The organism is Pseudonocardia sp. DxW, assembly GCF_058448985.1.
The window spans coordinates 242,726-256,671 of the sequence record NZ_JBZFLK010000005.1 but is presented as its reverse complement, the minus strand read 5'-3'; the positions used below and the strand labels follow the sequence as shown (position 1 = coordinate 256,671).

Here is a 13,946-nt window from a genome sequence, read left to right as displayed (position 1 = left end):
GGAGCTCACGCCTCAGGGGACCTCACGCCGGGGTGTCGTCGCCGGCCGGACGCCTCGCCCGGGACGGCTGCACTCGCATCGGCTCGCCGGGCATCTTCGGGTACTCCGGCGGGTAGGGCATCTCCCCCAGCCCGCGCTCGCTCTCGTCCTCGGCGTACCAGCCGAGCGCGGTCCCGCAGTCCCCGCGATGATCGTCCATCGCCGCGTGCGGGTCGCCGTGCCGTTCCAGGATCCCGGGGACGGTGCGCAGGGTGAACTCGGCCGGATCGACGTCGGCGAGCGCGTCCCAGGTCAGCGGCATGGAGACGGTCGCGTCCGGCAGCCCGCGCACCGACCAGGCCGAGGCGATCGTCCGGTCCCGCGCGGCCTGGTTGAAGTCGAGGAACACCCGCTCGCCGCGTTCCTCCTTCCACCAGTCGACGGTGGCCCGCTCCGGGATGCGCCGGCAGACGCGGCGGGCGATCGCGATCACCGCGCGGCGCACCTCGATGAAGTCCCACTCCGGCCGGATCGGGGCGAACACGTGCAGGCCGCGCCCGCCGGACGTCTTCGGCCACCCGGTGAGGCCCGCCTCGTCGAGCACCTCGCGCAGCACCCCGGCGACGGCGACGGCGTCGGCGAAACCGGTCCCCGGCTGCGGATCGAGGTCGATCCGCAGCTCGTCGGGCCGGTCGGTGTCCCGGCAGCGGACCGGCCAGGGGTGGAAGTCGAGGGTGTTGAGGTTCGCCGCCCACGCGATCGTCGCCGGTTCGGTGATCGCGACCGACTCGGCGGTCCGGCCGCTCGGGAACGTCACGGTGCAGGTCCGCACCCAGTCCGGGGCGCCCTTCGGCACCCGCTTGACGAAGAACGGATCGCCGTCGACGCCGTCGTTGAAGCGTTTGAGGTTGGTCGGGCGGTCACGCAGCGCACGGGTCATCGGCCCGCCGACGGCCAGGTAGTACTCGACCACCTCCCGCTTGGTGATCCCGAGCTTGGGGAAGGTGACCTTGCCCGGGCTGGTCAGCCGGACGTCCCGGGTCCCGTCCGGCCCGTCGACCTGCAGGATCACCACGTCTCGGCTCGCCACGCGGGGGAACCTACCGCGGCGACTATCGTGGTGCCATGAACGACGACCGGTCCCCCCGGTTCGACGACGACCTCGCCGACCTCGATCCGGACGATCCGGAGGCGCGCGCGTTCGCCGCCCACCTGGACCGGATGCAGCGGGTGCCGTCCTGCTCGGTGGAGGGCTACATCCGCGGGGTCGGGGACTTCGCCGACGCGGCGAACCGGGTACGCGGACCGCACCGCACCGCCGCCGTCGCGGTCACCACGGTGCTGCTGCTGTTCGCGGCCTGGGTGATCGCGAACGCAGTGGTCTTCGTGGTCTCCACCTGGCTCTGAGGCAGCGCGCCCGGAGAAGGGTTAGCGTGGGTGCATGGGTCTGTTCAGCAGCAACACCGGCTCCGGGACGGAGCCCGCACCGAAGGTCGTCAAGTCCGACGAGGAGTGGCGGGCCCAGCTGAGCCCGGCCGAGTACCACGTGCTCCGCGAGGCCGGGACCGAGCGGCCGTTCACCGGCGAGTACACCGACGAGAAGCGCACCGGCGTGTACCGCTGCCGGGCGTGCGGGGCGGAGCTGTTCCGCAGCGAGACGAAGTTCGAGTCGCACTGCGGGTGGCCGTCGTTCTTCACCCCGCTGGCCGGTGAGGCCGTCATCGAGCGCACCGACTCCAGCATGGGCATGACGCGCACCGAGGTGCTGTGCGCGAACTGCCACAGCCACCTCGGGCACGTGTTCGCCGGCGAGGGCTACGGCACCCCGACCGACCTGCGGTACTGCATCAACTCGGTGTCGCTGACCCTGGAGCCGGGCGAGTAGCCCCGGATCAGGGCAGCGACGCGACCAGGTCGCCGACCTCGACCCGCGGGCCGGTGTAGAACGGGATCTCCTCCCGGACGTGCCGGCGGGCCTCGGTGCCGCGCAGGTGCCGCATGAGGTCGACGATCCGGTACAGCTCGTCGGCCTCGAAGGCGAGGATCCACTCGTAGTCGCCCAGCGCGAATGCCGGCACCGTGTTCGCCCGGACGTCGGCGTAGCCGCGGGCCTCCTTGCCGTGGTCGGCGAGCATCGTGCGGCGCTCGGCATCGGGCAGCAGGTACCACTCGTAGGAGCGGACGAACGGGTAGACGCAGACGTAGCGCTTCGGGTCCTCGCCGGCCATGAACGCCGGGACGTGGCTCTTGTTGAACTCCGCCGGGCGGTGCAGCGCGGTCTGGCTCCAGACCGGGACCGAGGCGCGGCCGAGCGCGGTGGTGCGGCGCAGGTCGGCGTAGGCGGCCTGCAGCGACTCGATCTCGGCGGCGTGCCACCAGATCATGTAGTCGGCGTCGTGCCGGACACCCGCGAGGTCGTACACGCCGCGCACCGCGACATCCTTGTTCGCCAGCGAGTCGAGGTACTCGGTCGCCTGCCGCGCCGCCTCGGACCGCTCGTCGCCGAGCCGGCCGGGCTCGACCCGGAACACCGACCACATGGTGTACCGGATGGTGTCGTTGATCGCTTTGACGTCGACGCGGGCCATGCAGCGCATGCTACGCCGGGAGGTCAGGGCGCCCTCACCACCCGGTCGGCGATCCGCCCGGCGGCGGCCCGCGCGGTGCCGACGCAGGCGGGCACGCCGACCCCGTGCAGCATCGCCCCGGCGACGGCCAGCCCGGGCTCGGCGGCGACCGCCGACTCCAGCGCGGCGACCGTGCCGCCGTGCCCGACGCCGTACTGCGGCAGCCCGCCGCCCCAGCGCTGCACGTGCACCGCCACCGGGTCGGCGTCGATCCCGTCGAGCTCGCGCAGGTCGGCGCGGACCCGGGCGACCAGCTCGGCGTCGTCGACCTGCAGGGTGGCCTCCTCGCCGAACCGGCCGAGCGAGGCCCGCAGCCGGACCAGGCCGTCGTCGCCGAGATGCGCCCACTTCGTCGACGCGTGGGTCACCCCCTTGATCGACAGCGGCTCGTCGGCGGCGACCAGGCAGCCGCTGGTCGCGGGCGGGTGCAGGTCGGACCGCCGGTAGGCGAGCGCGACCACGGCCGACGACGCCAGGCCGATCCGGGCGGCCGCGGCGGCCGCGGCCGGCAGGACCGGCTCGAGGAGCCTGCGCAGGGCGGGCGCCGGGACGGCGAGGACGACCGCGTCGACGTCCAGCACCTCGGGCGCCGGGACCGGGCCGAGCACCAGCCGCCAGCCCGCGGGGCGGCGTTCCAGGGCGCGCACCGTGGTCGCCGTGCGGACGGTCGCCGCGGACGCCGCGACCAGCGCGGCGACCACCTCCCGGTAGCCGCCGCGCACCGCACCGAAGACCGGTCCGGCCGGCGCCGGGCCGGGTCCGGCGGCGAGCGTCCCGCCCGGCTGCTGCCCGCCGGAGGTCATGCCGGCGGTGGCGGCGTCGGTCACCGACGACGCGCCCGCGTCCAGCGCCGCGGCCAGCGCCGGGACGGTCGCCCGCAGTCCCAGCGTGTCCACCCGCCCCGCGTACACCCCGCCGAGCAGCGGATCGGCGATCCGCTCGACCACCTCGGGCCCGAACCGCTCCCGCAGCAGCCCGCCGAGCGCGACGTCGTCCCCGGGCGCCCAGTGCAGCGGCATCGACGGTTCGGCGGCCACCGCGGCCAGTCCGGCCGCCGACAGCACCCCGGAGAGCTCGGCGGCGCGGCCGGGGACGCCCATCAGGGTCCCGCGCGGCAGCCGCACGGTCCGCCCGCCGGCCCGGATCGTGGCCGTCGCCGGTGTGGGGTGGGTGAGCGAGCCGGACAGGCCGAGCTCGCCGAGTAGGTCGAGCATCTCCGGGCGGCGCACCAGGAACGCCTCGGCGCCGACGTCGAACGGTGCACCGGCCAGGTCGACCGTGCGCAGCACCCCGCCGAGCCGGTCCCGCTGTTCGAGCACGGTGATCGCGGCGTCCGGGCCGAGCAGCGTCCGCAGCCGGTGCGCCGCGGCCAGCCCGGAGATCCCGCCGCCGACGACGGCGACCCGGGTCACCGGCTCACCCGGTCGGCTGGGCGTGGACGGTCTCGATCGTGCGGGTGATGACGTCCGGATCGGTCTGCGGGAGGACGCCGTGCCCGAGGTTGAACACGTGGCCCGGGCAGCGGGCACCCTCCGCGGCGATCCGGGCGACGTCGGCGTCGATCGCCTCCTGCCCGGCGAACAGCACCGCCGGGTCGAGATTTCCCTGCACCGGCACGGCGCCACCGGCCCGGCGGGCGGCGACGTCCAGCGGGGTGCGCCAGTCGACCCCGATCACGTCCGCGCCGGCCTCGGTCATCGCGCCGTACAGCTCGGCGGTGCCGACCCCGAAGTGGATCCGCGGCAGGCCGGTCCCGGCGAGCGCGCCGAGCACCGCCGCCGAGTGCGGCAGGACGAACTCGCGGTAGTCCGGCTCGGACAGCGCGCCCGCCCACGAGTCGAACAGCTGCAGGGCGTCGACCCCGGCCGCGGCCTGCTGCTGCAGGAAGGTGCCGGTCGACCGGGACAGCTTGGCCATCAGCGCGTGCCACACCTGCGGCTGCGAGCGCATCAGCGCCTTGGTCCGCTCGTGGTTGCGGCTGGGACCGCCCTCGATGAGATAGGACGCGAGGGTGAACGGGGCGCCGGCGAAACCGATCAGCGGCGTCTCCCCCAGCTCGGGGAGCAGCAGCGCGATGGCCTCGGCCACCCGGGCCACCTGCTCGGGGGCCAGCTCCGGCAGGGCCTCGACGTCGGCGGCGGTGCGCACCGGGGAGTCGACCACCGGGCCGGTACCCGGGACGATGTCGACCCCGATCCCGGCCAGGTAGAGCGGCACCACGATGTCGGAGAACAGGATCGCCGCGTCGACGCCGTGCCTGCGCACCGGCTGCAGGGTGATCTCGCAGGTCAGATCCGGGGTCAGGCAGGCCTCGAGCATCCCGTTGCCGGCCCGCAGCGCCCGGTACTCGGGCAGCGAGCGCCCGGCCTGGCGCATGAACCAGACGGGCAGCCGGGACGGCCTGCGGCCGCGCACGGCGTCCAGGAACGGGGACCCGGCCAGGTCCCGCCGGGCGGCGGCGGTCGAGGGGGCGGGAACGGTGCCTGCGGTACCTGCTGTCATGACCCCGCTATCCTCCCACGTCCCCGGCACCGACCTGCCGCCCACCCCGGCGCGCCTGCCTGCGACGACGGGCGGTTCGCCCTAGAGTCTCCCGCCGTGCCGGACGCGATCTCCCCACCACCGCTGTTCCACCACGCGGTCACCTCACTCGCCTCGGTGGCGCCGCGCCCGGAGCTCGTGGTGCGCGCGCTCGAGGCGCCGCCCCGGCTCGCCCCGTTCAGCTGGGCGACGAGCGTCGAGGCCGACATCGGCCACCGCGGCGACGGCACCGACGACCTCGACGAGCCGGACACCTCCGGCCGGCTGATCCTGCTGCACGACCCGGACGGCCAGGACCGCTGGCAGGGCACCTTCCGGCTGGTCTGCTTCGTCCAGGCCCGGCTGGAGATCGGGCAGCTCGGCGACGACATGCTGCCGAGCATCGGCTGGTCCTGGCTGACCGACGCGCTCGAGCACTCCGGCGCGGAGTTCACCGCACTCGGCGGCACCGTCACGCAGACCTCGTCGGTCCGTTTCGGGGGGCTCCAGGGGGCCGGCGACGACCCCCCGCGGGAGGACGACGTCGAGCTGCGGGCCTCCTGGACGCCTACGGAGAGCGACGCCGACCTGTCCCGACACGCCGTCGCGTTCGGTTCCCTGGTGGCCACCGCGGCCGGACTGCCGCCGGTGGGCGCCGTACCGTTGAGTCGGTCACCCGGCTGATAGATGCAGGTCAGCGGCGTGTTGACGAGAAATGTCACCCGTCGGAGTGGGAGCGCACCCACATCCATGTAACTTTCCGGGGCAGAAGTTCGAATGCACACGCGACGTTAGGCCGCATGGAGGGATACCATCTCCCGCATGGCACCCACCCGGGCGGCCGAGCGCCACTCTCCGTCCCTCGGGTTCCGGTGTTGGTCGGGGGCTGACGACCGACTCCAGGAAGGTTGACGACGTGGCTGTACTTGGCCAGCAAGTGCCGGCGCAGAGCTCCGGCAGCACCACCGCAGGTGGCGCTCCGATCGGTGGAGCTGTGCTCTCGCCGGGGATCGTCCCGCAGCCACGGGAGGAGCTGTTCACGGTTCTCGTCGTGGACGACCACCCGCTGCTGCGGGAGGCGATCGCCGGCAGGCTCCGCTCGATGGGGGCCGGCACCGTGCACGAGGCCGCCTCGGTCACCGAGGCACGGGCCCGCGCCCACGCGGCAGGGCCGTGCGATCTCGCGATCCTGGACCTGACCCTGCCGGACGGCAGCGGTCTGGACCTGGTGAGCGAGCTGCGGTCGCTCGGCTGGAACCGGCTCGTGGTGCTGGCGTCCTCGGACGACCCGTACGCTGTCCGCTCGGCGTTCCAGGCCGGCGCGCAGGCGTACCTGCTGAAGTCCGCATCGCCGTCGGTCGTGACCGACGGCGTGAAGCGGGTGCTCGACGGCGGCGTCTACGCCGACCCGACGGTCGCCCCGCTGCTGGCGACCGGTTCCCGGGTGCCGGGCACCGACAACACCCCGCGGGAGCTGTCGGCCCGCGAGGTGGAGGTGCTCCAGCTCGTCGCGGACGGGCAGTCCAACAAGGAGATCGGCGAGGCGCTCAACCTCTCCGCGCTCACCGTGAAGAGCCACCTGTCCCGGATCGGGCGCAAGCTCGGCACCGGTGACCGCGCTCAGATGGTGGCGCTGGCGATGCGTGCGGGGGTCATTCGCTGAACCAGGGGATGCGGACGACAGGCGGTACGGATGTCCGGTCGCCCGGTCGTCCGTCCCCGGATGGTTCACCCGATCCGGTTCCCCTGCTCCGGCCGGCCGACGGCCTGCCCGAGGTGACGGCGTCCCCGGACGCTCTCGCCGAGGTGGCCGACCGGTTCGCCGGGGGCACCGGCCCGATCGCGGTGGACGCCGAGCGCGCGTCCGGTTTCCGCTACTCGCAGCGCGCCTACCTGGTGCAGCTGCGGCGGGCGGGCGCCGGGACCGCACTCGTCGATCCCATCCCGCTGCGCGGCGCACTCGCTCCCCTCGCCGCCGCGCTCGACGGTCCGGAATGGGTGCTGCACGCGGCGTCCCAGGACCTCCCCTGTCTCGCCGAGATCGACCTGCTCCCCGCGTCCCTGTTCGACACCGAGCTGGCCGGACGGCTGGCCGGGCTCCCCCGGGTGGGTCTCGGCCCGATGGTCGAGAACCTGCTCGGGCTGTCCCTGGAGAAGGGGCACGGCGCGGCCGACTGGTCGCGCCGTCCGCTCCCGGAGGACTGGCTGGTCTACGCCGCGCTCGACGTCGAGGTGCTGATCGAGCTGCGCGACGTGCTCGCCGGGCTCCTCGAGGAGCAGGGCAAGACCGAGTGGGCGCGGCAGGAGTTCGAGGCGGTGCGCACCGCGCCGCCGCCGGGTCCGCGCGCCGAGCCCTGGCGGCGGACCTCCGGGATCCACAAGGTGCGCCGGCCGCGCCCGCTGGCCGCGGCCCGCGAGCTGTGGCACGCCAGGGACTCCCTGGCCGCCGAGCGGGACATCGCCCCCGGCCGGGTGCTGCCGGACGCCGCGATCGTCGACGCGGCCGTTCGGAACCCGGAGTCGCCGCAGGCGCTCGCCGAGCTGCCGGTGTTCCGCGGCCGCTCGCAGCGCCGGCTGGCCCGCTACTGGTTCGACGCGCTGCGCCGCGCCGCCGAGCTCCCCGAGTCGGAGCTGCCCCGCGGATCGGCGCCCTCGGACGGGCCGCCGCCGGTGTCCCGGTGGGCCGACCGCGATCCGGACGCCGCCGCCCGGCTCACCGCCGCGCGCGCCGCGCTGGCCGCCGTCTCCGAGGAGCACGGCGTTCCGGTGGAGAACCTGCTGCAACCCGATCTGCTGCGCCGGCTGTGCTGGGCGCCGCCCGCCGACGGCGACGTCCGCGGCGCGCTGGCCGCGGGCGGGGCCCGCCCGTGGCAGGTCGATCTGCTGGCCCCGCTGCTCGGACCGGTGCTCGTCACCGGCTGAGCCGGCCCGGGATTCAGCGGTCCGGGAACGCCGGCAGCCGCCGGTCCGCGGAGCGCCGGCCGGTGACCGGCGATCCGTCGTCGGCGGCGGGCACGGTGTCCCGGTCGTCGACGCCCGGCAGCGTCACCCGGACCTCCAGCCCGCCGCCCGGCACCGCCTCGGCGGTCACCGCGCCGCCGTGCGCCTCCGCGACGGCCCGGACGATCGACAGACCCAGCCCGGAACCGCGGGTGTGCGCGGTGCGGGCGACCGGCCCCCGCCGGAACGGCTCGAACAGCTCGGCCACCTGGTCCGGCGCCAGCTCCGGGCCCGACGACACCACCCGCAGCTGCGCCACCGGCCCCGGCGCGCAGCCCGCCTCGATCCATCCGCCGTCCCGGTTGTGCCGCACGGCGTTCTCCAGCAGGTTCGCCACCAGCCTGCGCAGCAGCGGCTCGTTCCCGGCGACCGGCGCGGCCCGCGGATCGGCCCGCACGGTCAGCGCCCGCGCGGTCACGTCCGGCGCGATCACCGACAGCTCGCCGCTCAGCAGCTCGGCGAGGTCCACCGGATCGCGGTCGGCGCCGCTCAGCGGCCCGGACGCCTCGGTGCGGGCGAGCAGCAGCAGCCCGGTCACGAGCTCGTCGCAGCGGCGGCCGGCATCCCGCACGACCTCGGCCATCCGGCGCAGCTCGGCCGCGTCGGCGTCCGGGTCCTGCAGGGTCACGTCGACCTCGGTGCGCAGCACCGCGAGCGGCGTGCGCAGCTCGTGCCCGGCGTTCGCGACGAACCGGCGCTGCGCGTCGAAGGCCGCCTGCAGCCGGTCCAGCATCGCGTCGAACGCCATCGCCAGCTCCGCCACCTCGCCGCGCCCCGGGCCGAGCGCCACCCGCTCGTCCAGCGAGTTCGCCGACAATCGCGACGCGGTGTCGACGACCCGGCGCAGCGGATCGAGCAGCCGGCCGACGAGCACCCACGCCGTCACCGCCCCGGCCAGCACGACCAGCGGGAACGCGATCAGCCCGGCCCGCAGCACCTCGTCCCTGGCGGACGCGGCGATCGCGTCCCGGGCCGTCTCGGCGGGCACCGGCACGCCGTCGACGACGACCGTCCCCGGCAGCGCCGGGGTCCCCGCGACGGCCGCCCCGACCAGCATCCAGCCCAGCCACAGCAGCAGGGCTGCGACCACCGCCACCAGCACGGTGGCCAGCGCGGTCAGCCGCGGCCGCAGGCGGTGCACCGGCTCAGCCCGCGGCCGACCCGGGCGGGATGCCGGTGTACGCGGCGTCCGGCACCCGGTACCCGGCGCCGACCACCGTCTCGATCAGGGCCGGCTCGCCGATCTTCTTGCGCAGCGTCATCACGGTGACCCGCACGGTGGTGGTGAACGGATCGGCGTTCTCGTCCCAGACCCTTTCCAGCAGCTCCTCCGACGACACCACGGCGCCGCCCGCGGCGAGCAGCACCTCCAGCACCCCGAACTCCTTGCGGGTCAGCTCGACCGGGCGCCCGGACCGGACGACGGTCCGCCGGGCCGGGTCCAGCACGAGATCACCCGCGGCGAGGGTCGGCGGCAGCGCCGGGGTGGCCCGGCGGCCCAGTGCGCGGACCCGCGCGACCAGCTCGGGGAAGTCGAACGGCTTGGCCAGGTAGTCGTCGGCGCCGCGGGACAGGCCCGCGACCTTGTCCGCCAGGGTGCCGGACGCGGTGAGCATCAGCACCCGGGTGGTGCCCCCGGCGGCGACCAGCTCGTCGCACAGCTCGTCGCCGCTGCGGCCGGGCAGGTCCCGGTCGAGCACGGCGACGTCGTACCGGGTCACCGACAGCTTCTCCGAGCCCTCGTCGCCGTCGTAGGCGACGTCGACCGCGATCCCGTCCCGGCGCAGCCCGCGGGCGACGGCGTCGGCCATGGCGGGCTCGTCCTCGACCACGATCACACGCATCTCAGGCCCCCCGGACCGCCCGGCCGGGCGCGCCCAGCTCCGGCACCGCCGGGGCGGAGGCGGCGGCCCACTCGGTGACCCGCCGCGCGACGTCCTGGACGGTCAGGCCGGTCCGGGCCAGCACGTCGTCCCGGCTGCCGTGCTCCAGGTACTCCTGGGGCAGCGCCAGGTCACGCTGCCGGACGTCGATGTCGGCGGCGCGCAGCGCGTCGGACAGCGCCGAGCCGAAGCCGCCGTGCGTCCCGCAGTCGGACACCGTGACGACGAGCTGATGGTCCGCGGCGAGGGTGAGGACCTCGCGCGGGACCGGGAGTACCCAGCGCGGGTCCACCACGGTCACGTCGACGCCCTGGTCGGCGAGCCGCTCGGCGGCCGCCACGCCCAGCGCGCCGAACGCGCCGACGCAGACCATGAGCACCTGGGCGCGCCGGTCGGACGGCTCGTGCAGCACGTCGACGCCGGCCGGGCCGTCGAGCCGGCGGACGGCGGGCACCGACGACACGACGGCGCCCTTCGGGTAGCGCAGCGCGGTCGGCCCGTCGGTGACGGCGACCGCCTCCCGGAACTCCTCGCGCAGGGTGTCCTCGTCGCGCGGGGCGGCGACCCGCATGCCGGGCACGATCCCGAGCAGCGACAGGTCCCACATGCCGTTGTGCGACGGTCCGTCGCTGCCGGTGACGCCGGACCGGTCGAGCACCAGGGTGAGCCGCTCGGCGTGCAGGCCGACGTCCATCAGCAGCTGGTCGAACCCGCGGTTGAGGAACGTCGAGTACAGCGCGACGACCGGGTGCATCCCGGCCCGGGACAGGCCGGCGGCGGTGGTCAGCGCGTGCTGCTCGGCGATGCCGACGTCGATCAGCCGGTCCGGGTAGGCCGCGGCGAACGGGGCCAGCCCGGTCGGGCCGAGCATCGCGGCGGTGATCGCGACGACGTCGCTGCGGCGGCCGCCCAGCTCGACGACCTCCTCGGCGAAGATGTCGGTCCAGCCGGTGCACGGCGTGCCGGTGGGTTCGCCGGTCGCCGGATCGAAGGCGGCCGGGCTGTGCATCTGCTCGGCGTCGTCGTTCTCGGCCGGGGGGTAGCCGTTGCCCTTGCGGGTCACCGCGTGCACGATGACCGGCCCGCCGAACCGCTTCGCCCGGCGCATGGCCGACTCGACCTGGGCGATGTCGTGCCCGTCGACCGGGCCGAAGTACTTCAGCCCGAGATCGCCGAACAGCTCCTGCGGGCTGACCGCGTCCTTGACGCCCGCCTTGATCGCGTGCAGGCCGGCGTAGAGCGCCGGTCCGACGACGGGGGTGCCGCGCACCGTCCGCTTCCCGGCCTCGAGCATCCGCTCGTAGCCGGGCTGCAGCCGCAGCGAGGCGAGCCGGTCGGCCAGCCCGCCGATCGTCGGCGAGTAGGACCGGCCGTTGTCGTTGACGACGATGACGACGTTGCGGTCGTCACCGGCCGCAATGTTGTTGAGCGCCTCCCAGGCCATCCCGCCGGTGAGCGCGCCGTCCCCGATGACGGCGACCACGTGCCGGTCGCGCCCGGCGAGCTCGTTCGCCCTGGCGATGCCGTCGGCCCAGGACAGCGACGACGACGCGTGGCTGGACTCCACGTGGTCGTGCTCGGACTCGGCGCGGCTCGGGTACCCGGACAGTCCGCCGGTCTTCTTCAGCCGGTCCCAGCCCTCGTGCCGGCCAGTCAGCAGCTTGTGCACGTACGCCTGGTGCCCGGTGTCCCAGATCACCGTGTCGCGTGGCGAGTCGAAGACCCGGTGCAGGGCGATCGTCAGCTCGACCACACCCAGGTTCGGGCCCAGGTGACCGCCGGTCCGTGAGACCGCCTTGATCAGGAACCCGCGGATCTCGGCCGCCAGCGAGGCGAGCTCGTCCGCACCGAGCCCGCGCAGGTCGGCCGGGCGCCGGATCGCGGTGAGCCCCCGGTTCGTCGTCACGTGCTGCCTCCTCGCCGCCGGGGACCTCCCGCAGGCGGGGAACCGCCCTCGACGCCCCGGCATCGACTCACGCCCACACTCTACGGAGCGGTCGTCGAACGGGCCCGCGGGCGCGCGCCGGGTGGTGGTCACCACCCGGCGCGCCGCATCCCGTCATCGGCGGGTCCGGTTTCGCAAGATCAGAATCCCCAGTTGCGCATGATCGCTCCCCTCGCCTTGTCGATCGGCCGCGAAATGCATTCGACACATCCGCCGGGCGGACTCAGAAACCCCAGTTGCGCACGACACCCTCGCTTTCGTGATCGAACTACTGCGTGGCGCGCTTTCCCGGCCCCCACCTGGCGACCCTCTCCCGGACGGGTCGCCGCCGGCGGAGCCGGACGACGAATAGGCGGCGGGTTCAGAATCGCGCGGTCCGCCGGTGCGAACAATGCAGCAGGCACCATTGTGCGCAGGCGCTCCGCACTATCCACTTCGCGGCATTACGCAGGGTAGTCGGGGCCGGGGCGTGAGCTGCCGGGGCACTGTGCGAAAGGCGACTTCGGCCACTCCGAGCGACGGGCGGCCCGCTACGATCGGTCGCACCACCGCCTCCACGGCGGCTCCAGCCCGCGGCACGACGAGAGGGGGCGGCATGACCTCGCCGCCCGCCCCGTTGTTCCGGGTCGACCGCTGGCAGGTGTGGCGGGTCCCGTCGAGCCTGCTGGGCGCGATGCTGGCGGTGGAGCTGCTGGCCGGCGCGCTGACGCTCAGCGACCTGGTGCTGCGCCCCGATCTCGACCCGGCGACGCTGGGGCTGCTCGTCACCCTGGCGGTGGCCGGGGTGCTGCACACCGAGATCGTCGTCGGGATCGAGCGGATCCGGCGCTACACGGCCGACACCCACCACGTGAACCTGACGTCGGTCTGGACGCTCGCCGCGGCGCTGCTGCTCCCGCCGGCACTGGGGGCCGTCGTGGTCGTGGTCGTCTACACCCACCTGTACTGGCGGGTGCTGCGCCCGGTGCCGCTACCCGACCGCCGCCCGGCCTACCGGGAGGTCTACAACGCCAGCACCGTGATCGTCGCGGTGCACGGCGCCTCGGCGATCGTCGGCGCCACCGGCCCCGGCGGCGTCTACGAGGGCCTGCCGCCGGTGCTCGGGCTGGTGCTGGCGCTGCTCGTGTACACCGTGGTGAACACCTGCCTGGTGCTCGGGGCGGTCGCCATCGTCAATCCGGAGACCCGCATCCTGCAGATCCTCTTCGGCGGCGACGAGCTGGTGCTGGAGCTGGCGACGCTCTGCCTGGGCGCGCTGACCGCGGTCGCGCTGCTCGCCGTCGGCCCGCTCGCGGCGGTGCTGGCGGTCCCGCCGATCATCGTGCTGCACCGCACGATCCAGGTCCGGCACCTGCGCGAGAAGGCCGACCTGGACGCGAAGACCGGGCTGCTCAACCACTCCGCGTGGAGCGTGCGGAGCGCGCACGCGCTGCAGGTCGCCGAGCGTGAGCGGCGGCAGGCCGCGCTGCTGATCCTCGACCTGGACCACTTCAAGGAGATCAACGACACGCACGGGCACCTCTACGGCGACCAGGTGCTCGCCGCGACCGCGCAGGTCCTGCGCGAGGAGCTGCGCGACCACGACCTGGTCGGCCGGTTCGGCGGCGAGGAGTTCGTGGTGCTGCTCCCCCGGCTCTCCGGTCACGACGGGCGCGACGAGGTCCGGCAGATCGCGGAGCGGCTGCGCGCCAGGGTGTCCGGGCGGCAGACCGGTCCCCCCGACGGCGCCGGCTCGACCAACGGCTCCGGCTCCAGCAACGGCTCCGGCTCCACCAACGGCTCCGGGCCTGCCGACGGCGGGCCGCACCCGGGCCGCGGCGGGCTGGGCATCACCGTCTCGATCGGCGGCGCGCTGTTCCCGGCCGACGGCACCGGGACGACGGCGCTGCTCGAGGTGGCCGACTCCGCGCTGTACGCGGCGAAGCGGGCCGGGCGGGACTCGGTGCGGATCGGGCGACAGCAGTTCCCGGCCCCGGAGCGGCCCTGATCCGC

At 74.8% G+C, this 13,946-nt stretch carries 13 protein-coding genes; 6 read left to right on the top strand and 7 right to left on the bottom strand.

Annotated features, from left to right (window positions below):
* Nucleotides 1-22 precede the first annotated feature (22 nt).
* Nucleotides 23-1,069: a non-homologous end-joining DNA ligase gene (gene ligD, locus ACVJO7_RS10120; protein ID WP_491672637.1), complete on the bottom strand. Its 1,047-nt coding sequence runs from the start codon at nucleotides 1,067-1,069 to the stop codon at nucleotides 23-25.
* A gap of 35 nt (nucleotides 1,070-1,104) precedes the next feature.
* Between ligD and ACVJO7_RS10115 the strand changes: the two genes are divergently transcribed.
* Together ACVJO7_RS10115 and msrB are read left to right on the top strand one after the other, a co-directional pair.
* Nucleotides 1,105-1,386 (top strand): hypothetical protein, encoded by a 282-nt coding sequence (locus tag ACVJO7_RS10115; protein ID WP_344019041.1) that lies wholly within the window; start codon nucleotides 1,105-1,107, stop codon nucleotides 1,384-1,386.
* 34 nt (nucleotides 1,387-1,420) lie between these two features.
* A complete protein-coding gene (gene msrB / locus ACVJO7_RS10110) occupies nucleotides 1,421-1,864 on the top strand; it encodes a peptide-methionine (R)-S-oxide reductase MsrB (RefSeq protein ID WP_344019040.1) in 444 nt (147 codons plus the stop codon).
* A gap of 7 nt (nucleotides 1,865-1,871) precedes the next feature.
* Here msrB and hemQ read toward each other — a convergent pair whose 3' ends face one another.
* Genes hemQ through hemE form a run of 3 tightly spaced genes read right to left on the bottom strand, consistent with a single transcriptional unit; the run spans nucleotide 1,872 to nucleotide 5,108 of the window.
* The gene (gene hemQ, locus ACVJO7_RS10105; protein WP_344019039.1) at nucleotides 1,872-2,567 is read right to left on the bottom strand and encodes a hydrogen peroxide-dependent heme synthase; all 696 of its coding nucleotides are present in this window, start codon (nucleotides 2,565-2,567) and stop codon (nucleotides 1,872-1,874) included.
* 23 nt (nucleotides 2,568-2,590) lie between these two features.
* Nucleotides 2,591-4,018 (bottom strand): protoporphyrinogen oxidase, encoded by a 1,428-nt coding sequence (gene hemG / locus ACVJO7_RS10100; RefSeq protein ID WP_491672636.1) that lies wholly within the window; start codon nucleotides 4,016-4,018, stop codon nucleotides 2,591-2,593.
* Between the two features lie 4 nt (nucleotides 4,019-4,022).
* Nucleotides 4,023-5,108, bottom strand: a complete 1,086-nt coding sequence (hemE, locus tag ACVJO7_RS10095) for a uroporphyrinogen decarboxylase (protein WP_491672635.1) — start codon at nucleotides 5,106-5,108, stop codon at nucleotides 4,023-4,025.
* A 96-nt stretch (nucleotides 5,109-5,204) separates the two neighbouring features.
* Between hemE and ACVJO7_RS10090 the strand changes: the two genes are divergently transcribed.
* The 3 genes from ACVJO7_RS10090 (at nucleotide 5,205) to ACVJO7_RS10080 (ending at nucleotide 8,048) form a co-directional block, all read left to right on the top strand.
* Complete coding sequence (locus ACVJO7_RS10090; protein WP_344019033.1) at nucleotides 5,205-5,810, top strand: DUF3000 domain-containing protein; 606 nt, start codon at nucleotides 5,205-5,207, stop codon at nucleotides 5,808-5,810.
* A gap of 310 nt (nucleotides 5,811-6,120) precedes the next feature.
* Complete coding sequence (locus ACVJO7_RS10085) at nucleotides 6,121-6,789, top strand: LuxR C-terminal-related transcriptional regulator (protein WP_010233729.1); 669 nt, start codon at nucleotides 6,121-6,123, stop codon at nucleotides 6,787-6,789.
* Nucleotides 6,790-6,797: 8 nt separating this feature from the next.
* Complete coding sequence (locus tag ACVJO7_RS10080; protein ID WP_491672634.1) at nucleotides 6,798-8,048, top strand: HRDC domain-containing protein; 1,251 nt, start codon at nucleotides 6,798-6,800, stop codon at nucleotides 8,046-8,048.
* A gap of 13 nt (nucleotides 8,049-8,061) precedes the next feature.
* Here the strand turns inward: ACVJO7_RS10080 and ACVJO7_RS10075 are convergent, their stop codons facing one another.
* From ACVJO7_RS10075 to dxs, 3 genes are read right to left on the bottom strand one after another with little or no spacing between them, the layout of a single operon-like run.
* Nucleotides 8,062-9,267 (bottom strand): sensor histidine kinase, encoded by a 1,206-nt coding sequence (locus tag ACVJO7_RS10075; protein WP_491672633.1) that lies wholly within the window; start codon nucleotides 9,265-9,267, stop codon nucleotides 8,062-8,064.
* A gap of 4 nt (nucleotides 9,268-9,271) precedes the next feature.
* On the bottom strand, nucleotides 9,272-9,970 hold the full coding sequence (locus ACVJO7_RS10070) for a response regulator transcription factor (protein WP_344019026.1): 699 nt from the start codon (nucleotides 9,968-9,970) through the stop codon (nucleotides 9,272-9,274).
* Nucleotide 9,971: 1 nt separating this feature from the next.
* Nucleotides 9,972-11,915 carry a 1-deoxy-D-xylulose-5-phosphate synthase gene (gene dxs / locus ACVJO7_RS10065; RefSeq protein ID WP_491672632.1) on the bottom strand — a complete coding sequence of 648 codons (1,944 nt, stop codon included), beginning with the start codon at nucleotides 11,913-11,915 and terminating at the stop codon, nucleotides 9,972-9,974.
* Nucleotides 11,916-12,549: 634 nt separating this feature from the next.
* Between dxs and ACVJO7_RS10060 the strand changes: the two genes are divergently transcribed.
* Nucleotides 12,550-13,941, top strand: coding sequence for a GGDEF domain-containing protein (locus ACVJO7_RS10060; protein WP_491672631.1), 1,392 nt, complete (start codon nucleotides 12,550-12,552; stop codon nucleotides 13,939-13,941).
* Nucleotides 13,942-13,946 lie beyond the last annotated feature (5 nt).